The organism is Streptomyces sp. NPDC029169 (genome assembly GCF_055563935.1).
In genome coordinates, this window is the sequence record NZ_JBVHXA010000026.1 from 25,986 (window position 1) to 48,543 (window position 22,558).

At 71.9% G+C, this 22,558-nt stretch carries 15 protein-coding genes; 4 read left to right on the plus strand and 11 right to left on the minus strand.

Annotated elements, in window-relative coordinates; genetic code table 11:
* The first annotated feature begins 319 nt into the window (after nt 1-319).
* Nucleotides 320-1,342: an endonuclease/exonuclease/phosphatase family protein gene (locus tag ACZ4VI_RS33335; protein WP_468005441.1), complete on the plus strand. Its 1,023-nt coding sequence runs from the start codon at nt 320-322 to the stop codon at nt 1,340-1,342.
* Between the two features lie 31 nt (nt 1,343-1,373).
* On the opposite strand, the gene ACZ4VI_RS33340 is transcribed toward ACZ4VI_RS33335, so the two are convergent.
* Nucleotides 1,374-3,134 carry an NAD+ synthase gene (locus tag ACZ4VI_RS33340; RefSeq protein WP_468005443.1) on the minus strand — a complete coding sequence of 587 codons (1,761 nt, stop codon included), beginning with the start codon at nt 3,132-3,134 and terminating at the stop codon, nt 1,374-1,376.
* Between the two features lie 155 nt (nt 3,135-3,289).
* Here ACZ4VI_RS33340 and ACZ4VI_RS33345 point away from each other — a divergent pair, with 155 nt between their 5' ends.
* Together ACZ4VI_RS33345 and ACZ4VI_RS33350 are read left to right on the plus strand one after the other, a co-directional pair.
* Entirely contained in the window at nt 3,290-4,057 is a 768-nt protein-coding gene (locus tag ACZ4VI_RS33345; RefSeq protein ID WP_468005445.1) for a DUF998 domain-containing protein, read from the plus strand.
* Nucleotides 4,054-4,902, plus strand: a complete 849-nt coding sequence (locus ACZ4VI_RS33350; RefSeq protein WP_468005447.1) for an alpha/beta fold hydrolase — start codon at nt 4,054-4,056, stop codon at nt 4,900-4,902. The genes ACZ4VI_RS33345 and ACZ4VI_RS33350 overlap by 4 nt, the downstream gene beginning before the upstream one ends.
* Here ACZ4VI_RS33350 and ACZ4VI_RS33355 read toward each other — a convergent pair.
* The 4 genes from ACZ4VI_RS33355 to ACZ4VI_RS33370 form a co-directional block, all read right to left on the minus strand.
* Nucleotides 4,887-5,306: a CBS domain-containing protein gene (locus ACZ4VI_RS33355; RefSeq protein ID WP_468005448.1), complete on the minus strand. Its 420-nt coding sequence runs from the start codon at nt 5,304-5,306 to the stop codon at nt 4,887-4,889. The genes ACZ4VI_RS33350 and ACZ4VI_RS33355 overlap by 16 nt on opposite strands.
* A gap of 135 nt (nt 5,307-5,441) precedes the next feature.
* Nucleotides 5,442-6,083: a DUF305 domain-containing protein gene (locus ACZ4VI_RS33360; protein ID WP_468005450.1), complete on the minus strand. Its 642-nt coding sequence runs from the start codon at nt 6,081-6,083 to the stop codon at nt 5,442-5,444.
* The gene (locus ACZ4VI_RS33365) at nt 6,080-6,733 is read right to left on the minus strand and encodes a DUF3105 domain-containing protein (protein WP_468005452.1); all 654 of its coding nucleotides are present in this window, start codon (nt 6,731-6,733) and stop codon (nt 6,080-6,082) included. Before ACZ4VI_RS33365 ends, ACZ4VI_RS33360 begins: the two co-directional genes overlap by 4 nt.
* An 83-nt stretch (nt 6,734-6,816) precedes the next feature.
* Nucleotides 6,817-7,206, minus strand: coding sequence for a hypothetical protein (locus ACZ4VI_RS33370; RefSeq protein ID WP_468005453.1), 390 nt, complete (start codon nt 7,204-7,206; stop codon nt 6,817-6,819).
* A gap of 224 nt (nt 7,207-7,430) precedes the next feature.
* On the opposite strand from ACZ4VI_RS33370, the gene glnA reads away from it, so the two are divergent.
* Entirely contained in the window at nt 7,431-8,792 is a 1,362-nt protein-coding gene (gene glnA / locus ACZ4VI_RS33375) for a type I glutamate--ammonia ligase (RefSeq protein ID WP_468005455.1), read from the plus strand.
* A gap of 12 nt (nt 8,793-8,804) precedes the next feature.
* On the opposite strand, the gene ACZ4VI_RS33380 is transcribed toward glnA, so the two are convergent.
* The 6 genes from ACZ4VI_RS33380 to ACZ4VI_RS33405 all read right to left on the minus strand — a co-directional run bounded on the left by ACZ4VI_RS33380 (nt 8,805) and on the right by ACZ4VI_RS33405 (nt 22,506).
* Nucleotides 8,805-9,134: a hypothetical protein gene (locus tag ACZ4VI_RS33380; RefSeq protein WP_468005457.1), complete on the minus strand. Its 330-nt coding sequence runs from the start codon at nt 9,132-9,134 to the stop codon at nt 8,805-8,807.
* Nucleotides 9,135-9,233: 99 nt separating this feature from the next.
* Nucleotides 9,234-15,416 carry a DNRLRE domain-containing protein gene (locus tag ACZ4VI_RS33385; protein ID WP_468005458.1) on the minus strand — a complete coding sequence of 2,061 codons (6,183 nt, stop codon included), beginning with the start codon at nt 15,414-15,416 and terminating at the stop codon, nt 9,234-9,236.
* 225 nt (nt 15,417-15,641) lie between these two features.
* On the minus strand, nt 15,642-19,136 hold the full coding sequence (locus tag ACZ4VI_RS33390; RefSeq protein WP_468005460.1) for a LamG-like jellyroll fold domain-containing protein: 3,495 nt from the start codon (nt 19,134-19,136) through the stop codon (nt 15,642-15,644).
* Between the two features lie 107 nt (nt 19,137-19,243).
* Entirely contained in the window at nt 19,244-19,675 is a 432-nt protein-coding gene (locus ACZ4VI_RS33395; protein WP_468005462.1) for a VOC family protein, read from the minus strand.
* Between the two features lie 11 nt (nt 19,676-19,686).
* A complete protein-coding gene (locus tag ACZ4VI_RS33400; RefSeq protein WP_468005464.1) occupies nt 19,687-20,187 on the minus strand; it encodes a pyridoxamine 5'-phosphate oxidase family protein in 501 nt (166 codons plus the stop codon).
* 60 nt (nt 20,188-20,247) lie between these two features.
* On the minus strand, nt 20,248-22,506 hold the full coding sequence (locus ACZ4VI_RS33405) for a PIG-L family deacetylase (RefSeq protein WP_468005466.1): 2,259 nt from the start codon (nt 22,504-22,506) through the stop codon (nt 20,248-20,250).
* Nucleotides 22,507-22,558 lie beyond the last annotated feature (52 nt).

Genomic DNA, 22,558 nt, shown 5'->3' on the forward strand with positions numbered 1-22,558 from the left:
GAAGTGGGCCGAAGTGGCGCGGCTCACAGCACGGGTCACATCACGGCTCACATCACGGCTCACACCACGGGTCACATCACGGCGGCAGAAAAATTCGGGGCGTACGTACGAATGTGCGCGTTCTGTCACAGCCACCCCGCCGGGCACAACCTTCCGGAACCCGCCGCACCGCGCTGTCGTCCCTCGTGGCAGTACGGCGGGGCCCGGCATCACCTAGTGTCGACGTCGGGTCACGGAGCAAGGCAGTACAGCGCAAGGCAGTACAGCGCAAGGCAGTACAGGGCACGGCAGCACGACGCAAGGCAGTGAGGACTGAGTGATGGCGCGGGTGGACATGGCGGAGACCGAGAACGGCGGCGCCGGGGACGAGCGCTCCGGATCCCGGTTCCGATCGGCGCTCGACCGCCTGCGCGGCGACCGGGGCATCTGGCGCCGCGGCATCGTCCTGGCAGGCTGCGCGGTGCTGCTCACCCTCCTGATGGTCTTCCACGCCGAGATCCCCAACCGGATCGGCAACCTGGGCAGCCTCAGCGAGACCTTCCTGCCCTGGCTGGGCGTCCTCGTCCCGGTTCTGCTGCTCCTGGCCCTGCTGCGGCGCTCCGCGACCGCGCTGATCGCCCTGCTCCTGCCTGCCGTGGTCTGGGCGAACCTCTTCGGCGGGCTGATCACCGACAAGTCGGAGCCGGGCGGCGACCTCACCGTGGCCACACACAACGTGAACGCCGACAACCCAGACCCCGAGGGCACCGCCCGCCAGATCGCCGAGTCCGGCGTGGACGTCGTGGCCCTGGAGGAGCTCAAGGGCGAGATGGTCCCGGTCTACGAGAAGGGCCTGGCCGACACGTACAAGTACCACTCCGTGCAGGGCACGGTCGGCCTGTGGAGCAAGTACCCGCTGCACGGCGTCGGCCCCGTCGACATCGGCATGGGCTGGACCCGGGCGATGCGCGCCACCGTCTCCGCGCCCAAGGCCCAGGTCGCGGTGTACGTCGCCCACCTCCCGTCCGTGCGGGTCAAGCTGAACGCGGGCTTCACCGCCAACCAGCGCGACAACAGCGCGAATCTGCTGGGCGAGGCCATCGCCGCCGACTCGCACGAGCGGGTCGTCCTGCTCGGCGACCTCAACGGCACCATGAACGACCGCTCCCTCAACGCCGTCACCGCCCAGATGCGCTCCACGCAGGGCGCGTCGGGCGACGGCTTCGGCTTCAGCTGGCCGGCCTCGTTCCCGATGGCGCGGATCGACCAGATCCTCGTGAAGGGCGTCGAGCCGCTGTCCTCGTGGACCCTGCCGGAGACGAAGAGCGACCACCTGCCGATCGCCGCGCGCATCGCACTCTGACGGGCACTCCGCCGCAGGACAAGCCCGGCCGTCAGTGACTCGGGGACTCCCGCCAGCGGTTCGTGATCGGCAGGCGGCGGTCCTTGCCGAAGCCCTTCGCCGAGATCTTGGTGCCCGGCGGGTACTGGCGCCGCTTGTACTCCGCCACGTCCACCATCCGCAGCGTCCGCGTCACCAGCTCCTCGTCGAAGCCGGCCGCGACGATCGCGTCCTTGCCCTGGTCGCGGTCGACGTACAGCGCGAGGAGCCGGTCCAGGACCTCGTAGTCCGGCAGCGAGTCGGTGTCGACCTGCCCCGGGCGCAGCTCGGCGCTCGGCGGCTTGGTGATCGAGGCCTCCGGGATCGGCGGGGTCATGCCGCGCTCTTCGGCCGCCCGGTTGCGCCAGCGCGCAAGCCGGAACACGGTCGACTTGTAGACGTCCTTGATGGGTCCGTACGCGCCCACCGAATCGCCGTACAGCGTCGAATACCCCACCGCCAGCTCGGACTTGTTGCCCGGCGCGAGGACGAGGTGACCCTCCTCGTTGGAGATCGCCATCAGCATCGTGCCGCGCAGCCGCGACTGCAGGTTCTCCTCGGCGAGACCGGTGAGGCCGAGCGCGCCCATGTACGCGTCGAACATCGGCTCGATCGACACCGTACGGAAGTTGAGGCCGGTACGGCGGGCCAGTTCGGCCGCGTCGCCGCGCGAGTGCTCCGAGGAGTACTTGGACGGCATCGAGACGCCGTACACGTTCCGCGCGCCGACCGCGTCGCAGGCGATGGCGGCGACCAGCGCCGAGTCGATACCGCCCGACAGGCCGATGAGGACCGAACGGAAGCCGTTCTTCGCGACGTACGCGCGCAGGCCCACGACCAGCGCCGAGTACACCTCCTCGTCGTCGTCGAGCCGGTCCGCGTAACCGCCGGTCAGCTCCGGCTCGTACGCGGGAAGCGGCTCCTCGGAGAGGATCACCCGGTCGATCCGCAGGCCGTCGTCGACGGTGCCCGTCGGGGCGTCGGGGGAGGCGGCCGGCAGGTCGAGGTCGACGATCACCGTGCCCTCGGAGAACTGCGGGGCGCGCGCGACCACTTCGCCGTTCGCGTCGACCACGATCGAGTCGCCGTCGAAGACCAGCTCGTCCTGGCCGCCGATCATCGCGAGGTATGCGGTCGTGCAGCCGGCCTCCTGGGCGCGCTTGCGGACCAGTTCGAGGCGGGTGTCGTCCTTGTGCTGCTCGAACGGCGAGGCGTTGACCGACACGAGCAGCCCGGCGGCGGCGCTGCGGGCCGCCGGCACCCTGCCCCCCTCCTGCCACAGGTCCTCGCAGATCGCGAGGGCCACGTCCACGCCGTGGACCCGGATGATCGGCATGGTGTCGCCCTGGACGAAGTAGCGGAACTCGTCGAAGACGCCGTAGTTGGGGAGGTGGTGCTTGGCGAAGCGCAGCACCACCTCGCCGCGGTGCAGCACGGCGGCGGCGTTCTCGGGGGAGCCGGCGGGCCGGCCGAGCCGGGGCTCGGCCCGGTCCGAACGGTCGAGATAGCCGACGATCACGGGCAGCTCCCCGAAACCCTCCGCGTCGAGGCGCCGGGCGAGCGCCCACAGGGCGGCCCGGGACGCCTCGACGAAGGACGGGCGCAGAGCGAGGTCCTCGACGGGGTAGCCGGTCAGCACCATCTCGGGGAACGCGACCAGATGCGCGCCCTGCTCGGCGGAGTGCCGGGTCCAGTGGACGATCGCCTCGGCGTTGCCGGAGAGGTCGCCGACGGTCGAGTCGATCTGATTCAGAGCGAGGCGTAGTTGAGGCACGCCGCCCAGTGTAATCGTCAGACCGACGCTATGTCCCGTGTCCTGGGGTGTACGGGACTACTTCGTCTCCCCGGTCCCAACCGGTGTCCGTACCGCGTCGGGTCCACCCCCCGACAGGTGCGTCGCAGCGGCGTCCGCATAGCATCCGTACCACTATGTCCCCTTCTCGGGCCGAGAGCGCCGCGCGAGCCACCGCCGTCCTTCTCGTGCTCGGCGCGCTCGCGTACACCGCCTGGCTCCTCGAAGCCGTCGTGCGGACCGGGCTCGACCCGCTCCGGACGTACGTCTCCGAACTCGCCGCAGCCGACCAGCCCCTCGGCCCCCTCTTCCGTGCGACCGACCTCGCCGCCGGCCTCCTCGTCGTCGTGGCGGCAGCGACGGCGTTCTGGGGGACCCGCGGGGAGTCGGGCCGGCGCCGGCAGCCGGGGACCCGCCGGGAGTCGGGGCCCCACCGGGGGCCCGCCCCGCGCCCCAGGCGACGACGTCTCGTCCTCGTCGGGTGGGGCGCCCTCGGGGTCTTCGGGGTCGCCACCGCCGCCGACTCGCGGTTGCCGCTCAGCTGCGCGCCCACCGCCGACCCGGAGTGCGCCGCGCGCGAGGCCGCCGGGCTCGTCCCGGCGAGCCATACCGCGCACGCCGTCAGCTCCAGCCTCGCCATCGCGGGCGCCCTGGCCGCCATGGTCGCCCTGACCCTCGCCGCCCGCCGGTACGGGATCTGGCGGCCCCTCGCCCGTGCCGGCCCCGCCCTCGTCGTCCTCGAACTCGCCGCCACCGCCTGGACCCTGGCCGCCGTCGTCGCGTACGAGTCCGGCGTGGGCACCTGGTCGCTGGGGGCCGGGCAGCGGCTCCAGGTCCTCCTCGTGGCAGTCTGGCTCGCGGTACTCGCCTTCTCCGTCGCCAGGAAGAGCAGGAAGAGAGCGTGAGCGTGTTCGTACGGGTCGGGGGCGTCGCCCACCACGTCGTCGTGGAGGGCTCGGGGCCCGTCTGTGTGCTGAGCGCCGGCCTCGGCATGAGCTGGTTCGACTGGGACCCGGTCGTCCCGCTGCTGGCCCCGCACCACACGGTCGTCCGCTTCGACCGCCCCGGCCACGGACTCTCCGCCCCGGCCGCCGTCCCGCCCAGCGCCACGGGCGAGGCCCACCGCATCGCCGGCCTCCTCGACGCGCTGTCCCTGCCCGGACCGCCCGGACCCGCCACCGTCGTCGGTCACTCCATCGCCGGCTTCCACGCCGAGGCCTTCGCCCGGCTGCACCCGGCCCGCACCACCGGGATCGTGCTGGTCGACTCCTCCGTCGAGGAGCACGCCCGTACCCCCGCCGCCCCGGCCCTGCGCACCGCCGCCGCGCGAGGCCTCGGCACCCTGCTCTCGGCCGCCGGGGCCCCGGCAGCCCTCGGCCCGGCCGTCCGCCGCGCCACCGTACGGCTCTCCCGCGCCACGGGCGGGGACCCGGCACCCGACGCACTCGTACGCCGCTGCTACACCACCTCACGGGTGCTGCACGGCGCACTCCTGGAGAACACCCACTACCGCGCGGTCGCGGCCGAACTCCTCGCCCTGCGCGCGCGGTTCCCGCTGCAGCCTGGCCTCCCCGTCACCGTCCTCGCCGCCCCCGGCGGGTCCGCCCGCTGGGCGCGCCGTCAACGCGCACTGGCCCGCCGGCTCGACGCCCGCTACGAGGCGGTCGAGCCGTCGGGCCATCTGATGATGCTGGACCGTCCGGACGCGGTGGCCCGGGCGGTTCTGAAACAGGATCAGTGCGCTGTGTAGACGCGCGCGCAGAACTCCTTGATCTGTTCGTCGTCCAGGTGTTGCGCCAGATCGGCCTCGCTGATCATGCCGATCAGCCGCTTCTTCTCGATCACGGGAAGCCGCTTGATCTGGTGGCTCGTCATCTCGTCCAGGACCTCGCTGACATCGGAGCCCGCGTCGATCCAGCGTGGGGTGCCCTCGGCCAGCTCGCCGCAGGTGACCTTCGCCGGGTCGTGGCCCATGGCAATACACTTCACCACGATGTCACGGTCCGTGAGGATGCCGCAGAGCCGTTCGTTCTCGTCCGCGATCGGCAGCGCGCCCACATCGAGGTCGCGCATCATCTGCGCGGCACGGTCGAGCGTCTCGTGGCGGGGGATCCACTTGGCACCGGAGTGCATGATGTCCTTGGCCGTGGTCATGGGGTGCGTACCTCCGTAGAACGTCGTTGTACGTACGTCCCCGAGCGTCACCCATTGTGCGCGTACGGAGCGGCCCCCGCGACCGCTGGGATCACGGGGGCCGTGGCACCGGCCGTCGCACCGGCCGCCGGGCTCTCAGGCGCGCGGCTTCGCGCCCCGCGCCTTCAGCAGGTCCGCCATGAGCCCCATCTCGGACTGCTGGGCGTCGACCATGCCCTGCGCGAGCTTCCGCTCGAGGTCCACCGAGCAGCGGTCCACACAGCCCTGGGCCATGTGCACCCCGCCCTTGTGGTGGTCGGTCATCAGCTGGAGGTAGAGGATCTCGGCCTCCTTGCCACTGGCCTTCCGTAGCCGGTCGAGCTCGGTTTTCGTCGCCATGCCCGGCATCAGCGCCCCGTCGAGCGGACCGGAGTCGCCGTGCCCGGACATGCCCATCCAGGCCATCGGCGCGGTGCCCGACTCGACCTTCGGCAGGTCCCACATGTCCAGCCAGCCCAGCATCATGCCGCGCTGGTTGGCCTGGGTGTTGGCGATGTCGTACGCCAGCCGGCGCACCTCCTCGTCGTCGGTGCGGTCCCGGACGATGAACGACATCTCGACGGCCTGCTGGTGGTGGACGGCCATGTCACGGGCGAAGCCCGCGTCCGCCGAGTCCGACGCGGGGAGGGCCGGCGTCTCCTCCCGCTCGGCGGAGGCGACCGTGACGGCGCCCCCGGCGAAGAGCAGCGCGAGGACGACGGCGGTGATCGAGGCCCCGTGCGTGCGGGTCAGCCTCACTGGGCCGCTCCGATGCCGCCGGTGCAGGCCGCACCCGGCTCGGGGGTCTGCGGGCCCTGGACGTACTTGGTGAAGAAGGCGTCGACCCGCGGGTCGCTCGCGCTGTCCACGGTCACCTGCTTGCCCCAGGCGCTCAGCATGATCGCGCCGGTCTGGTCGTCGACCGGGCTCATCAGCGTGTACGGGGTCTTCCCGACCTTCTCGGCCAGCGCCTTCACATCGGCCTCCGCGGCCTTCTTGCTGTACGTGACCCAGACGGCGCCGTGCTCCAGCGCGTGGACGGCGTTCATCTCGGCGATCTTCGTCGTGTAGACGTCGCCGTCGCAGTTCTGCCAGACCTGGTCGTGGTCACCGCCGACCGGGGGCTTCATCTCGTACGTGACCGGGGTGGTCACGTGGTTGCGGCCGAGCTTCTTGGCGTCCCAGGACTTCTCGTCCTTGATGGGGGCCTTCGCGGCGGCCTCCTTCTGCTCCTTCTTCTCGGACTGCTCGTTCAGCACGTATCCGCCGAAGCCGACGAGGCTCAGGACGACCACGGCGGAGACGCCGATGGTGATGAAGCGGTTGCGGCGCTCGCGGGCCTGCTCGGCGCGGCGCATCTCCTCTATTCGGGCGCGGCGGTCGGCGGTGGCGGTGCGGTTGGCGGCCATGGTGATGTCGTCCTTCTCGGATGTGGGGTGGCGTCAGGCGTCGGGCGTGAGCCGGGGGCGGGCGGGTGGATGCGGCCCGCCGGCTACGTCCGCAGTACTTGAAGGACGTGCAGGTCCGGTGCGCGGGGCTGCGCGCCGGGGCGGGGCTCCCGGCCGGCCTCGTGCGCCGCTACGGGACCCGGGAGCCGGCCCTCCGCGTGCGGCGGGGGGTCGAGCGGCGGCGCGGTGAGCACCGCGGGGCTCAGCGAGGGGAAGAGGGAGCAGTCGCCGCGGTCGTAAGGACAGACGAACTCGTCCACCTCGTCCACGGCGGTCCTGTGATGCGCCCGGGGAGACCCGTTGTGGGCGGCGGCCGGGGTCGTGTCACCGGCACCGAGACAGACGAAGAGCGCGGCGAGGAGCGTCGCCACGGCACTCGCCAGTGCCATGGGACGCGCGCGCCGGGACAGGTGTGCGACCTGAGGCCCCTCCATGGGCGGAGATCGTAGTGGCCCATGGGCCGGAAGTGGGGATCCGGGGGAACTGTGGGGAGAACAGACGCACGGAATCGGCCGCTCCCGCGTTACCTGAGTCACACCCGAGCAGGCACTATGGGTGTGCAACGTGCGCGAAACCATGTGGTGGGATGCTCAGGTGCCCCCCGATGTGCCCGAGGCGGTGGGAACAGGCGGCCTGACCAGCAAAGATGGGTGTGGAAATGGACAAGCAGCAGGAATTTGTGCTCCGGACGCTGGAAGAGCGTGACATCCGGTTCGTGCGGCTGTGGTTCACCGACGTACTCGGCTTCCTGAAGTCGGTGGCCGTGGCGCCCGCCGAGCTTGAGCAGGCGTTCGACGAGGGGATCGGCTTCGACGGCTCCGCCATCGAGGGCTTCGCCCGTGTATACGAGTCCGACATGATCGCCAAGCCGGATCCGAGCACCTTCCAGATCCTGCCCTGGCGCGCGGAGGCCCCGGGCACGGCCCGGATGTTCTGCGACATCCTCATGCCGGACGGCTCCCCGTCCTTCGCGGACCCCCGCTTCGTCCTCAAGCGCATCCTGGCCAGGACCTCGGACCTGGGCTTCACCTTCTACACCCACCCCGAGATCGAGTTCTTCCTGCTGAAGGAGCGGCCGCTGGACGGCAGCCGCCCCACCCCCGCGGACAACTCGGGCTACTTCGACCACACCCCGCAGAACGTGGGCATGGACTTCCGCCGCCAGGCGATCACCATGCTCGAATCCATGGGCATCTCGGTGGAGTTCAGCCACCACGAGGGCGCGCCGGGCCAGCAGGAGATCGACCTCCGCTACGCGGACGCGCTGTCCACGGCCGACAACATCATGACCTTCCGCCTGGTCATGAAGCAGGTCGCCCTTGAGCAGGGCGTGCAGGCCACGTTCATGCCGAAGCCGTTCTCGGAGTACCCGGGCTCGGGCATGCACACCCACCTCTCCCTCTTCGAGGGCGACCGGAACGCGTTCTACGAGTCGGGCGCGGAGTACCAGCTCTCCAAGGTGGGCCGCTCCTTCATCGCCGGCCTGCTGAAGCACGCCGCCGAGATCTCGGCCGTCACCAATCAGTGGGTCAACTCCTACAAGCGCATCTGGGGCGGCTCGGCCCGCAGCGCGGGCGCGGGCGGCGAGGCCCCCTCGTACATCTGCTGGGGCCACAACAACCGCTCGGCGCTGATCCGCGTCCCGATGTACAAGCCGGGCAAGACGGGCTCGTCGCGCGTCGAGGTCCGCTCCATCGACTCCGGCGCCAACCCCTACCTGACCTACGCGGTCCTCCTCGCGGCGGGCCTCAAGGGCATCGAGGAGGGCTACGAACTCCCGGCCGGCGCCGACGACGACGTCTGGGCCCTCTCGGACGCGGAACGCCGCGCGATGGGCATCGAGCCGCTGCCGCAGAACCTGGGCGAGGCGATCACCCTGATGGAGAAGAGCGAACTGGTCGCGGAGACGCTGGGCGAGCACGTCTTCGACTTCTTCCTCCGCAACAAGAAGCAGGAGTGGGAGGAGTACCGCTCCGAGGTGACGGCCTTCGAGCTGCGGAAGAACCTGCCGGTGCTGTAACAGCGGGGTCCGCTACAGCGGAACGCGCGCGACCAGGGCGGCGAGCAGTGCGCAGGCCGCTGCCGCCGCCCAGAAGTGCGGGGAGCGGGGGTTGTCGAGGGCCTTGCGTGCGGTGCCGGCCTTGCGGAAGGCCTTCTCCACGAGTGGGGCGACGCCCACCGCCACGTACACCCTGACCGCCGTCTCCATCAGGTGCGGGCTGCCTTCGGGCGGCAGCAGAAAGAAGGCCAGGGCGAAGCCTGCGGTGACGGCGGACTCCAGCCGCCAGCCGCGGCCGTGCCGCACGACCAGCACGGCCTGGGCGGCCAGGAGCAGGAGGAAAGCGGCTTGGAACACGATCACTGAGTCGTCCTCGCTTCCGGAAGTCCGGGACAACCCGGACGGTACGGGGGAAGGGCACGGGGAGGGGGCCGGAGTTGCCGACCCCCTCCCCTCAGCCCGCTACCTCTTCTTCCAGCGGTTGACCTTGATCTTCGGGTACATCACCCATGACCAGAACCCGCTGTGCTGCCAGATCCCGACGGTGATCTTGACGCCCTTGCTCTTGGGCATCGCGTTCTTGATCTGGATCTCGGTGGCGAACCACCGCATCGCGCCGCCGATGGCTTCCAGTGCCAGACCGGCGATCTTGGCCCAGAAGGCCGGCATGGTCAGGCCGATCCGGCCGAAGGCCGACACCAGGCGCGCGCCCGCCTTGAGGGCGCGGGCCAGCTTCTTGGCCTTCTTCTTCTTGACGTGCCAGACCTTCTTCTTCTTCCAGCGCTGGCCGTCCAGGTCCTGCGCGTTCACCGGGTCGCCGGGGTACGCGTAGAGGCTGAGCGAGCCGCCCGGAACCGGGTCGGGCTGGAGGAAGCGGCCGGTGGCCGGCGAGTAGAGGCGGACGCCCATCAGCGTGGAGCCGCTCAGCGTCTCCGAGGAGCGCTGGTGGCCGCCGACCCAGCCGTACCGCGCGGTGGTCGCGCCCTCGGCCTTGTTGCCGTACTCGTCGGTGCGCAGCACCACGGGCGCCTGGGTGGTGTCCGCGGGGAGCTGCACCGAGACGTCGCCGTGCAGGTTGAGCAGCTGCAGGACGAGCCCGCCGGTCTTGTTCGTCGTCGCGGTCAGCTGGCCGCTGAGCCCGTTGACATAGCGGGTGACGGTGCCCTGGGTGTCCTCGGCGGTCCAGGTCGGGTTGTCCCCGGTGCCGTAGTGGTGCCTCTTGGACTCGGTCTGCGTCCAGACGCCGTCCGTGCCCTTGGTCTCCACGGTCCACGCGGCCAGCCGGCCGGTGGCGTCGAGGTTCCAGGTCTGGCGGCGGTCGCCGACGGTCTCGCTCTGGACGAGGTCGTTGGCGTAGTACGTCAGCTGGGCACCGGCCGGCGTCGCGGTGGTACGGCCGAACGCGTCGTAGGCGTAGCCGCCGTCGACGATCCGGTCGGCGCTGTCGTACGTGTGCGAGGTGGTGGTGGAGGCGGTTCCTCCCTCGGAGCAGTCGGCCGTGGTCAGGCCGGTGCGGTTGCTGTTGGCGTCGAACGCGTAGGACCTGCGGGTGCAGAGGGCGTCCGCGGTGTCCTTCGCGGTCACGAGCCGCCCCGCCGCGTCATAGGTGTACGCGGTGGACGTGGCGGTGCCGTCGGACTGGTTGTGCCCGGCCTGCTGCGCGTGCGCGGTGTGTCCGGTGGTGTCGGACAGCAGGGCCGTGCCGTCGGCGGCCGCGTACCTGCGGGCGGTGGTGTTGCCCGCCGGGTCCCGGTCCACGGTCAGCGTGACGCCGCCGGGCAGGGACTCGGTGGCGAGCTCGCCGTCCGCGTCGTAGGTGGCGGCGAAGGCCCCGGCGACCGAGTCGGTCACCTTGGTGGCCAGACCGCGCGGCTCGACGACCGTGTCATAGGCGTACGTCTTCGTGGACGGCGCCGAGTCGGAGACCGTCACCGGCCGGTCCAGGGCGTCGTACGCCGTGGTGACGGTGTTTCCGCTGCCGTCGGTGGTGCTGATCCGGCGGCCGAGCGTGTCATAGCCGTACGCCACGGTGGCCGCGGCGGCGGTCTGCGAGGCGACCTCGCCGTTCTGCTGGTCGTAGACCGTGGTGGCCTCGGGCACCGCGGTGCCCACGCCGCCGGTGACGGCGGACTTGGTCTGCCGGCCCGCCGCGTCGGTGGTGACCGTGGTGGTGCGGGTGGCGCCGTTGGCGGTCTCGGTGACCGTGGCGACCGTGCCCCAGCGGTCGTAGCCGTAGGTCTTGGTGACCAGTTCGGCCGGGTGGGTGCCGCCGCCGGTGATCGCCCCGGCCGGGCGGGTGCGGCACACCAGACCGGCCCAGGCGGGCTTGCCCGCGCAGACACCGGTGCCGGTCGCCGTCCAGTACTCGGTCAGGGTGGTCAGGGCGTCGGTGCCGGTGGAACGGCCCGAGGTCTCCTTCGTCTTGCGACCCGCGGCGTCGTACGCCGTGGTGGTGGTGATCTTCAGACCGGCCGGGTCGACGACGCTGCTGGTCGGCCTGCCCGAGGTCCAGTCGTAGCCGGTCGCCGTGGTGCGGCGGTCGGCGTCGGTGGCGTACCCCTGCACGGCGGCACCGGTGACCGCGGTGGTCACCAGGTCCTGCGTCGCCGAGCCGGCGGGACGGCCCTCGTCGTAGGTGTTGACGGTGTGCGTACGAGCCGGGAGCTCGGTGCCCGCGGGCAGTGTCCCCGCGCTGGTGCCCCCGGCCAGGTCGCGCTCCAGGGTGACCAGGTGCAGCGGGCCGAACTCCTCGGTCTCACGGCGCCCGTCCGCGCTGTACACGGTGCGAGTGGAGAGCTGCTCGGCGCGCTCGGCGACGGTGGCGCCGATGATGCCGAGCCGCGTCAGCTCCGCCTTGGCCGCGTCGGTGGCGCCGAGCGCGAGAGCCCGGTTGCCCGCGGTCAGGGAGCGCTCCTCGGAGCCGTACTGGTTGTAGTCGACGGAGTCGATGTGGCCGCCCGGCTGCGCCGTGTTGACCTCACGGCCCGACGCGTCGGCGTACACGATCGTCGCCCGCTTGTAGGAGCTCGCGGTCAGCGAGGTGCCGACGTTGGAGGCGGGGACCTGGTCCGCCGGGAAGACGGCGGTGGCCTCGACCGGGGCGTCGCTCTGGCCCCAGGCGGCGACTGCGGCCGCGTCCATCTGGTACGGGGCGGTGGAACCCGACACCGGCACCTGGTAGACGACCGTGGTGGTCGCCTTGCCGCCGTCGGTCACCGTGGCGCTGCCCTGCTGCAGGGTCGGCCGCGAGGCGTTCAGGAGCATGCCCTCGCCCGCGGTGACCGCGGTGCCCGCCTTGCCGTAGGTCAGCGTCCACGGCAGTTCGCCGGGCTCGGTGAGCGTGGTGAGCCGGCCGGCGGTGTCGTAGCCGTACGCGGTCTTCAGCGCGGGGCTGATCCGCGGGTCCCACACCTCGCGCAGACGCCCGGAGGTGTCGTACGCGTACTGGGCGACGGTCTCGGCCGTGGCCGCGGTCGCGCCGGGGCTGGTGGCCCACAGCTTGATCTGCGCGACCTGCCCGGCGTAGTTGCCGAACACGGTGGCCGTGGCCGTGGTGGAGGACGCGTACACGTACTCCAGGACGCGGCAGCCGTTGGTGGCGGGGGTGGCCTGGCAGGTGGCCGCGTCGACCGCCGGGGTGGAGCCGATCAGGTACTTCGGACGGGACTGGACCTCGGTGCCGACGGTGACCTTCTCGGAGACCACGGTGGTGGTGGAGTCGTCGACCGAGAGGGCGGTGGTGGCCAGCGTCCAGGACGTCGCCGCCGCGTCGACCTTGCGGAAGACGCTCACGGTGCCGTTGGTGTCCTTCAGGGTGAACGTGCTGGTCAGGGAGCCCGTCAGGGTCAGGTCCTCGGAACCCGACTCGGCCTTCCAGCCGCCGCCACTGGTCGCGGTGAAGGCGGTGGCGATGCCGGCGGAGTCCAGGATCTCGACCGAGGTGGCCGAGGTCTTGCGCAGCACCGTCCAGTCGGTACCCGCGTCCTCGGCGCCCACACCGGAGGACCAGTTGGGGCCGAAGATCGCGGCCTGGCCCTCCTGGACGTCCTCCGCCACCGGCTGGCGCGAGGAGTGCGCACGCTCGACGGACAGCCCGAAGACCTCCGCGTCGGTGTCGCTGAAGGTGAAGTCGCCGGTCTGCGAGTTGACCGTGCCGGGGCCCACCTCCAGGCTCGGCGCGTTGCCCGCCTGCCGGTCCAGGGTGATCTCGACGACCTGGGAGTAGTACTTCGTGGTCGTGCCGGCGTCGAAGGCGGCCCGCAGTTCGAGCACGCCGTCCTCGGCCAGCGAGGTGGCCGCGTCCCACACCAGCGGAGGGGCGGTGCCGGAGGTGACCGTGGCGGGCCAGCTGACGGCCCCGCCCGAGGTGGTGGTCACCTGAGCGGCCGGCACGGTCTTCCAGGCGTCGGTCTCGCCGCGCCGGTACTCGTACGTCACACCGGTGTACTCGGCCTTGCCCTTGGCCTCCAGGGAGACGCGGCGCGCCGTGTCGTCACCGTCCGCGGGAGAGAGGACGGCGGCACCGTCGGCGCCGACGCCGAAGGCGTACTCGGTGACGGTGGTGGAGAGGTTGCCGCCGGAGTCGACGGTCTTGGCGCGCAGAGTGTGCCAGCCGTCGGCCGGGTCGACCGAGATGGTCAGCGGGTCGCCGCCGGTGCCGTTGACCGTGTCGTCCACGCGGTTCGGCAGGTTGCTGTCGTCCAGACCCCACAGGAAGCCCTGGCCGTCCGTGGCGGAGGTGTCCAGGGTGCAGGTCACCCCGCCGCTCACGCGAGCGGTCCAGGTGTCCTTGGCGTACGTCTCGCAGCTGATCGTGGGCGCGGCCGGCTTGGCGGTGTTCACGCCGAACGGCATGTACGCGGTCCACGGGCCGTAGAACGTCCCGTCGTAGCCCCGTACGCGGTAGCGCAGCTTCGGGCCCGACGGCAGCGAGTTGGTCGTGGGGATGGTCAGCGTCGCGGTCGACCCGGAGGCCACGGCGGCGCTGGTGCCCGTGTACGTGTACGTCGTCTCGTTGTACGCGGGGTCGGGGGTGATCTCGAACTGAGCCCGGACCGTGGCGCCGTCGGGGTCGGTGACCTTCGCGGACAGCGTCGGGTTCACCGACGTCACGTACCGGATGCCGTTGTACGCGTTGACGGCGGACGGCGAGATCGCGGAGGCGGTCGGCGTACCCGGGTACGAGTCGTAGGTGACCGTCAGGTGCGGCTCCTGGGCGTGGTCGCCGCTGACGTAGTTCGCCGAGCGGTAGCGCCGCCAGGTCAGCGAGTCGGTCTCGCTGACGCCCCGGACCTGCAGACCGTAGTTGGGCTGACCGTCGGCCCACGCCTGCACGATCGCGTCGATGTCGAAGTCGACGGTGCCGGCCGGGCAGGTGGAGTTGTAGCCCTTGGCGGCGGTGTTGGTGATCGCGCCGACGTCGGTGGTCGCCGGCTGCGCGGCCCAGGTGATCGTGGAGGAGCTCCAGTCACCGGTGATGCGCCGCACCTGGGTGCCGGAGCCGGTGGTCGAGCAGGTCGACGAGTAGTACGAGTAGAGGCCAAGGTTGGTGTCGTTGATGACCTTGCCCTTGAAGGCCGACACGTCGAACTTCAGGTACGCGCGGGCCTTGGTGGTGCCGCCGTCGTACGTGCCGGACTTCAGCTCGTCCGAGGACACCTGGGAGTCGGGGTAGTTGGTGGCCACCCAGGTGTCGGTGGAGACGGCGAGCGTGGAGGTCGGGTCGACCGTGACCGGGTAGGTCAGGTCCTGGGTGAAGTACTTCGGGTCGGGCGTCAGGACGAGGGTCTGCTTCCCGTCCTTCGCCGTCTCGATCTTCACCGGGACCTTGGCCAGGTGCTTGGACTCGCCCGAGCGCGGGTCCTTGGAGGAGTCCCACATCATCGGCGCGGGCGCCTCGGCGACGAGCTTGCCCGCGGAGTCCTTGAGCAGCAGCCTCCCGCTGGACGCCTGGGACAGCTTCAGCCCCTTGGCCTCGACAGGTATGCGGTAACTGACGGGCTTCGTGGGCGCCTTGGCCAGGTGGACGTTCTGCGAGAAGCCCTGGGGCAGCGCCTTGACGGTCAGCGTCTCGCCGCCGCCGAGGTCGTACGCGGCGGTGTCCCCCTTCAGCTTCGGCGTGGGCAGCCTCTCCTCCCAGCCCATCGCGAAGCTGCGTCCGCTGCGGGCGACGGAGGCGAGCTTGGTGTCGCCGCCGTCCGAGACGGCGATGTCCGCCGTCGCGGTCCGGGGCTTCAGATCGGCGCCGGCGTCCGCGAGGGTGGTGTTGATGTCCTGCCAGCCGCCGTCGCGCTTGACGCGGACCGGCGCCGCGTACACGGCGGTCTGCATCTGCCCGTCGGGCAGCACATAGGTGGCCGAGGTCTCGGTGCGAGCCGAGAGGACCTCGATCCTGCGCTTCTGCAGCCGCGCCATCAGCCGGGCGGACGCCTCGTCCTCAGCCACGGCGGGGCCCTTGGCCGCGGCGTCCGCGGCGGCGGTGCGCACGGTGGGCTGCTGCGAGGAGAGTGCGACGGCCTGGCCGGTGGTGGCGACGACCACGGCGGTCTCGGCTGCGAGTACGGCGGCGAGCGCGCCGGCGATCAGACGGAGCCGCTGCCCGGTCGATCTGCGCGAACTCGACTGTTGCGGTATCCCTGTTGGCAAAATCCCTCCCGGAATCTTGTCGGCGTCATGTCACTTGACGAGCGGCAGACACAATTCCGGATCGCTGATCGATCGGATGGGACCCGCTGGAAACCTCCATAGGAATCAGAGGTTCTCTTGAGCTACCGAATCCGGTTGACGGTGTGTCGGGGCGGTTTGAGACCGGCCCGGCGCCGGACACGCCGTACGGGGGAGCCGAGTGTTGCCCCCCCGTACGGCGCGCGGTCACATACGGGCGTACGCGCCCTGGGCCGTCACCGTGTCGAACGGCAGGCGGACCGCCGTCGCCGTGTCCGCCGCAGCGGGGGTGTCCGCCGAGCGCATCGCGGCCAGTTCGGCGTCCGACAGGGCTCTGCGGACGAGCGTGAACTCGTCCATCGAGCCCCTCAGCCGGTCGACGGTGCCGCCGTTCGGCCGGGCGCCCAGCTGGAAGCCCCGGACGTCGAAGCCGTCGTCGTACGTCACCGAGCCCGCCGGCGCCTGCTTCACGCTGCTCGTGGCATCGACCGACAGGGTCAGGTCGGAGCCCTGACGGCGCAGCACCACATGGCGCCAGGTGTCGTCGCCGAACACCGTGCCCTGCGGGGCCGTGACCTCCAGCGTGGTTGTCGCCGCGTCGGTCTGGAAGAGCGCCGTCACCTTGTTCTCGGCGGGCACGGCCCGGATCCACAACTGGCGCTCGCCGCCGCCCACGCCGTACGCCCAGGCCAGTACCGGAGTGGTGTTCTGGTCGGACCGGTAGCGCACCCAGGCAGCCACGGTGAAGTCCCCGGCCCCCAGCGCCTTCGCGTCGCCGTACGGCAGCTCCACGGCGTCGTCGGTGCCGTCGAAGCCGAGGCTGCGGCCGAACTTCGCGCCCGTGGCCGAGGCGGTCGCCCCGCCGCGCACATACGCGTGGCCGCAGTGCACGGAGGCATCGGGCGTTGCCCGTGTGGACGCGTCGTCGGCGGGCCGCATGACGAGGTGCTGCTCGGTGTTGCCCGGCTCCATGGACCACCACAGGTGCGGGTCCTTCGGGGCGCTCCACCCGCCCGACGGCGTGTCGAGGATGTCGGCGACGTCGGCGGCGCTCAGCGCCCGCTTGTAGTAGCGGAAGTCGTCGAGCTCACCGGTCAGCACGTCCGTGCCGGTCGGCTTGGAGCCGACCCGGAAGCCCTCGGGTGTGGCGATGCCCTCCGTGAACGAGCCGGACAGGCCGTCCTCGGACACCACCTGCGCCCCGGCGGCGCCCGCGTCGATGCCGTCGACGCCCATCGTGAGCCGGGAGCCCGGCGCCTGGCCGGCGCTGCGGGTCAGGGTGAGCAGGTGCCAGGCGTTGTCGCCGAACGCCCTGCGGTCCGTCCGGGGGTCCGGCAGGTCCATCTCGACCGGGCCGGCGGCCGTCTCCGCCCGTACCGTCAGCTTGTCCAGCGAGGGCTTCGCGCGCACCCACAGGGACGGCAGGCCGGTCGTGGAGCCGTACGCCCACATCAGCGCGGCGTCCTTGGTGTCCACGGTGGCGGCGTAGCGGAACCACAGCGAGAAGGTGAAGTCGCCCGTGCCGTTGTCCAGGGCGGGGACGTACGGCACCTCCACGCCCGGCAGCCCGGTGTTCACGACGAGCGCGCCGGAGCCGATCCGCCCGGCGGCCAGGGCGCTCTCCGTCGACGTGGTGCCGAGTACGGTGCCGTCGGCGCAGTGTCCGGACACGTCGTCCTGGATGCGGGTGGTCCGCAGCGAGGCCGTGTCGGCGGTGTCGACGACCTGGAACGGCAGGTGTGCCGCCAGCTTCTCGGGGGCGACGGCGGCCGCGGTCGTGGTGCGCAGTTGGTCGCGCTGTGCCTGTGTCAGGGCCGTGCGGTGGAGCCGGAACTCGTCGATCGTGCCGGTGAAACCGTCGGTGGGCGTGCCCGGCTGGTCCTCGATCGGCTTGTCGCCGAGGCGGACGCCGAGCGGGTTGTCGGTGCGCGGGCCCGCCAGCGCGCCCGCGACCAGGCCCTGCTGTGTGCCCGGCTGCCCGCCGTCCACCTGGAGGGTGACCGTGCCGCCGGAGCGGACCAGCGTCAGGTGGTGCCACTGGCCGTCGCCGAACGCGGGCTTCGCCGGGTCGGGGCCCGCCAGCGTCGCCGTCCCGGTACCTGTCGTGCCCTGCACCCAGGCGTAGATCCGATTCTGGCCGGGCTGTGCCCGCACCCACACCTGCGGCTTCGTCGAGCCCACCCCGTACGCCCAGAACAGCGCCTGCTGCGGGGTGCTCGCCGTCGCGTCGTACTTGAAGGACAGGGAGTACGTGACGTCGTCCGCGCCCGGGTCGAGGGACGGGGTGTACGGCAGGTCGGCGTAACCGTTGACGCCGTCGAGGACGAGGCCCTGCCCGAGCGTGCCGGAGCCGAGGACGGCGCCGGAGCCGAGGTAGCCGTCGTTCGCCTCGGCCGCTGTGTCCGGGGTCGTCCGCCCGGCGGCCGGGGTCGGCTGGGGGAGCGCGGAGCCCAGGTGCGTGACCGTCGTCGGCAGCTGGAGCTCCGACGCGCGGAAGCGGTTGAAGTAGATGTTCTCGGCCGAGAAGCTGGGGCCGCCCTCGTAGAGCAGGCCGAACTCGCCCTCGGACAGCTCGGCGAGATCCGAGTAGCCCGCCCGGTCCGTCGCCGCCGTGCTCACCAGGCCGCCGGTCGCCTCGGTCCAGGTCGAGCCGTTGTTCGTGGAGTAGCGGATCCGCATCTCCTGGCGGTTCGTGGGGTGCGCCGGAGCGGACATGAGCAGCAGGTCGCCGGGCGCGGTGCGATAGGTCCGGGCCGGGGTGAGGACCGAGCCGTTGACGTCCGGGCCGGTCCAGCCGCTGGTGAGGGTCAGCTTCGGCACGGTGGTGCCGCCGTCCTCGCTGATGGTGTGCATCCGGTGGCCCGCGCTGTACGGGCTGCGGGCGCTGATGTACACCCGTCCGCCAGGCAGCTCGGTGACCGTCGGCTCGCCGGGCTTGGCGGTCGGGGTGCCGCTCGCGTCCTCCGCGTACGAGTTGACCGTGCCGCTGCGCTGCCAGGTCGCCCCGTGGTCGTCGCTGTAGAGGACGCCGATCCGGGCGTCGGTGCCGCTGACCCGCTCGTACGCGCCGACAAGGAGCCGCCCGGCATGCGGGCCCTCCTTCAGCTGGATGCCGTGGGTGGGGCCGGTGCCGAACCAGCCGGTGCCGTCGGTCAGCCGCGGGGCCGGCTGCGGGGCGCCCCACGTGAGGCCGTCGTCGCTGCTCTTCTGCACCCAGGACTTGCGCCACTCGCCGTGCGTGGGGATCGGCTTCTCGGAGTTGGAGAGCAGGAAGACGTCACCGGTGACGAGGTCGGCGATGGGCGAGGCGTTGCCCCGGACGTGCGGCGCCTCGGGATCGGTCTCGTTGCCCTTGAGCACCACCCGCATCGGGCCCCAGGTGCGCCCGTCGTTGGTGGAGCGGCGCATCACCGTGGCGATGGGGCCCCGGTCGGAGCACGAGGGGGAGGTGCGTGCCTCGGCGAACGCGAGCAGGGCGCCCGACTTCGTCCGTACGAGGGTGGGTATCCGGAAGCAGCCGTAGCCGGCGGTCCCGGACCGGAAGAGGACCTGCTGCGTGCCGATGCGGTTCGCGTCGGACAGCGCCACGCCACTCGCCGCGGCGGGTGGCGCGGCGGCGAGGCCGAGGACGGAGACGAAGGAGGTGAGCGAGGCCAGGAACGCGCCGGCGCGCGACCGGCGTCTTGATCGTGTTCGATTCACGCCCGGACGCTAGCCGGGCGTCAAGTCCCCTTGGCCACCGCCTCCTTGCTCCGTCTCGTCTGCCACGCTTCACACGGGAATGGCCTCGCGTGCTGTTCACCCGGACGTCACCGCTCGGACAACTCCGACGGGGCCTCCTGGACCACCCAGCCGTTGCCGTCGGGGTCCGTGAAGGACATGAACGAGTTCCAGGTCTCGCCCTTGCCGTCCTCCCAGCCCGTCGCGCCGACGTGGCGGATCGGGGTGACGTCCACGCCCCGGTCGACCAGCTCCTTGCGCGCCGACTCGATGTCCGTGACGCAGAGCTGGAGGCCCTGCAGGGACCCCGGCGTCATCGCCTTCGTGCCGGGCATCGGCGGCATGCCGCTCACCATCGAGATCGAGCAGCGCGAGCCCGGCGGCGTCGCCTGGATGATGCGGATGCCCGGCGAGACCTCGGTGTCGAGGTCGATCGTGAAGCCGCACCTCTCGCCGTAGAACTCCTTCGCCCGGTCGAGGTCGGTCACGGGGACGAGGACGACTTCGAGCGTCCAGTTCATGGAAGGTCTCCTCAGAAACGCCAGCGGGTCTGGCCGAACTGCTCGCCCTTGGCGAAGCCGAAGACCGTGCGCGGCGCGACGGCGAACACCAGGGCGGTCCCACCGTCGCCCACGAAGGCCCCGTCGCGCACGTCGAATCGCCAATCCGGCCCGTACTTCTCCACATACGCGTCGGCCAGCGCCCGCAGCCGCGCCTCGTCCGTCACCCGGGTCGCCTCGCCCTCCACCACCAGGTCGAAGCCCTCGTCGAGCGAGGGCGTCCCGGTGGTGAGGACGACCTCCCGGTTCTCCGCCAGATTGCGCGCCTTGCGCTCGTCGGGGCCGGTGCAGAAGTGCAGCGCGTCCGCCGACCAGACCGCGATCAGCGGGGTGACATGGGGGCGGCCGTCCGGGCGGACGGTGGTCAGCCAGAAGATCTCGGCCTCGGCCAGCCGGGCGGCCGCCGCCGACCACTCGGCGGGCCGGGCCTTCGGGTCGCTGAAACGGGGGTCCAGGGTCGGTTCCGGGGTCATGGTCGTTCCCTCTCCGGAGATACGTCTCTACGTACCTATGACCGTGGACCCGGCCGCGACTCATCGCACCGCGGGCGTCCAGTGCAGCTTTCCGTCCAGACCCATCGTGGCCACCCCGTCCACGACCCCGCCCGGCGCGCCCGAGAAGAGGAAGTTCTGCAGCGTCCACAGCGGCTGAGCAGCCGTGCGCCCGGTCCCGGCCCTGTTCCCCGCGACCGTGTTCCGGCCGGCGCGGCCGGCCGCCTCCGGGGCCGTCGCCAGGACGCCCGTACGGGAGCGGACCGCGAGCATCCCGGGGCCGCCTCCCACCGGGCCGTAGCCCGCGACGCCGCCCGCGATGTCGGTGACCGGCGAGGCGAGGCCGCGGCCCGTGCCCGGCAGGTCGGCCGTGCGGAGGTCGCCCGAGGACGGCTTGCGGAACCAGAGCCGTACGCCGTCGCCGGCCGGCGAGGGGCTCGCGTTCAGCGCCAGCGTCGTCGCCGGCAGACCGGTCGGCCGCTGCCCGCCCAGCGGGGCGCCGGGGCTCTGCTGCGACCAGGTGAGGACGGTCTTCGTCGTGCCCGCGAAGACATGGATCCGGCCCGCCGCGTCCGTCGTCGCCACCGGATCGCCGTACACGGTGCCGACGGCCGTGATCCCCGCGGCCGGGGCGCCCAGGACCCCCGTCCCCCGGGTGCCGGTCCCGAGGGTCCCGGCCCCCGACCCGTTCCGGGTGGTCGCCGCGCTCACGCCGAGCCGCCGCCACGCACCCCAGGTGCCGTCCGGCCGCTGCTCGCGCGCCGTCAGCCGGTGGGCGCTGTCGCGCAGGACCACCGTGGCCCGGCCCGTGCCGTCCACCGCCACCGCCGGGGCGCTGATGTCGGAGGTGCCCCGGCGGTCGTCCCGCTCGGGCGTGCCGAGCGAGCGCCATGGACCGAACGAGCCGCCCGGAGCGGTCTGCTCGGTCGTCACCACCTCACGGCGGTACGTCCCCGCCGGGCCGCCGATCAGCGTCCGCGTGCCGAAGACGGCGATCCGCTCGTCCTTGAGCCGTACCGACGTCACCCCGCTGTCCAGGCCCCGGCCCGGCAGCAGCACCGGTCCCTGCCACTCGCCGGCCGTGCCCGTGGCCTTCGTCCACACCGCGAGGCGCCCGTCGAGCACCGAGAACGCGTGCAGGCCGCCGTCCCGGTCGCGCTGCACCCAGGAGGTGGACGTGCCCCGGGCATACCGGAGGGTCTGCGCCCAGCCCGCTCCGGCGGGCCGCTGGGCCACCTTGAGGTCACCGCAGCCGACCGGGTCGCCGCAGTCGTTGACCCCGTCCGACCAGGCGTACGTCCGCAGGGTGCGCAGCTTGGCCTCGGCCGACGCGGGGTCGAGGGTGTGCGGCAGCGAGCTCGTGGGGTAGCCGAGGTAGTTCTGTACGCCGAAGTGCGGGCGCCCCGAGGGGGTGGACCGCTCGGCGTACCGCTCCAGGGCGGCCTGGGCGAACCGCGCGCCGTACAGGTGGTCCTGGTGGTCGGCGAACTTCCCCGTCTTCGGGTTCCGGCCCGGTGTCGGGTCCTGCATCCGGACGAACGTCGGCCGGATCCGCTCCAGGAGCGTGGTGAGGGCCTCGATCACCTGCTCCTTGGTGTACGTGAAGTCGGTGGCGACCGGGGTGCCGGTGGCGCGCTGGGACTTCAGGACCGGGACCCGGCCGTTCCACAGTCCGTTCAGGCTGTGCGGGCGGTCGGCGCTGATCGCGCCGGCCTCGCTCACCTGGAGCCAGATCAGGCTGATCTGCGGCGCGGCGCGCAGGGTGTCCAGCTCGGCGGCGCCGCCGCCGACGGTGGGTATGGAGACGCGGTCCCAGGGGCTGGTGCGGTTGCCGGTGGCCATCTCCGCGTACGCGGCGCGTATGCCGTTCTGCCGGGCCGCCGCGAAGCCGGCCTTGTCGGGGGCGGGCCGGTGGGCGGCGCCCCGGCCGGCGTTGACGCCGTCCGCCTCACCGGACGTCAGGTACACCGTGGTCAGCGACCGGCCCGAGCGGATCGACTGCGCGGTGTCCGGGTTCATGAAGTACAGGTCGTCGTCCGGGTGGGCCACGATCTGCGCCACGGAGACGTCGGGGGTCCGCACCGGCACCACGGCCGGCTGCTCGGCGCGCCGCCCCGGCTCCCTCGTGGCCGGCTTCCCGGCATGCTCGTCCACCGGTGCGGCTTCCGCCGCCCGGCTCTCGGGCGCCTCCGCTCCGAAGACGGAGCCGGAGGTCAGCTGGAGGAGTCCCATGAAGGAACCGGCGACGACGGCGCTGGTCGTCAGCACGGAGACGGGACGGAGACGGCGGCGGACGGGCATCGAGAGGCGCGCTTTCACAAGGGATGGACAAGGGCTTACGCCCGGGAAGACG

What these genes read in the sequence shown, in the direction of transcription:
- ACZ4VI_RS33335 (WP_468005441.1), top strand. Translation starts at nt 320, where the DNA reads ATGGCGCGGGTGGACATGGCGGAGACCGAGAACGGCGGCGCCGGGGAC.
- ACZ4VI_RS33345 (WP_468005445.1), top strand. Translation starts at nt 3,290, where the DNA reads ATGTCCCCTTCTCGGGCCGAGAGCGCCGCGCGAGCCACCGCCGTCCTT.
- ACZ4VI_RS33355 (WP_468005448.1), bottom strand. Translation starts at nt 5,306, where the DNA reads ATGACCACGGCCAAGGACATCATGCACTCCGGTGCCAAGTGGATCCCC.
- ACZ4VI_RS33365 (WP_468005452.1), bottom strand. Translation starts at nt 6,733, where the DNA reads ATGGCCGCCAACCGCACCGCCACCGCCGACCGCCGCGCCCGAATAGAG.
- ACZ4VI_RS33370 (WP_468005453.1), bottom strand. Translation starts at nt 7,206, where the DNA reads ATGGAGGGGCCTCAGGTCGCACACCTGTCCCGGCGCGCGCGTCCCATG.
- glnA (WP_468005455.1), top strand. Translation starts at nt 7,431, where the DNA reads ATGGACAAGCAGCAGGAATTTGTGCTCCGGACGCTGGAAGAGCGTGAC.
- ACZ4VI_RS33395 (WP_468005462.1), bottom strand. Translation starts at nt 19,675, where the DNA reads ATGAACTGGACGCTCGAAGTCGTCCTCGTCCCCGTGACCGACCTCGAC.
- ACZ4VI_RS33400 (WP_468005464.1), bottom strand. Translation starts at nt 20,187, where the DNA reads ATGACCCCGGAACCGACCCTGGACCCCCGTTTCAGCGACCCGAAGGCC.
- ACZ4VI_RS33405 (WP_468005466.1), bottom strand. Translation starts at nt 22,506, where the DNA reads ATGCCCGTCCGCCGCCGTCTCCGTCCCGTCTCCGTGCTGACGACCAGC.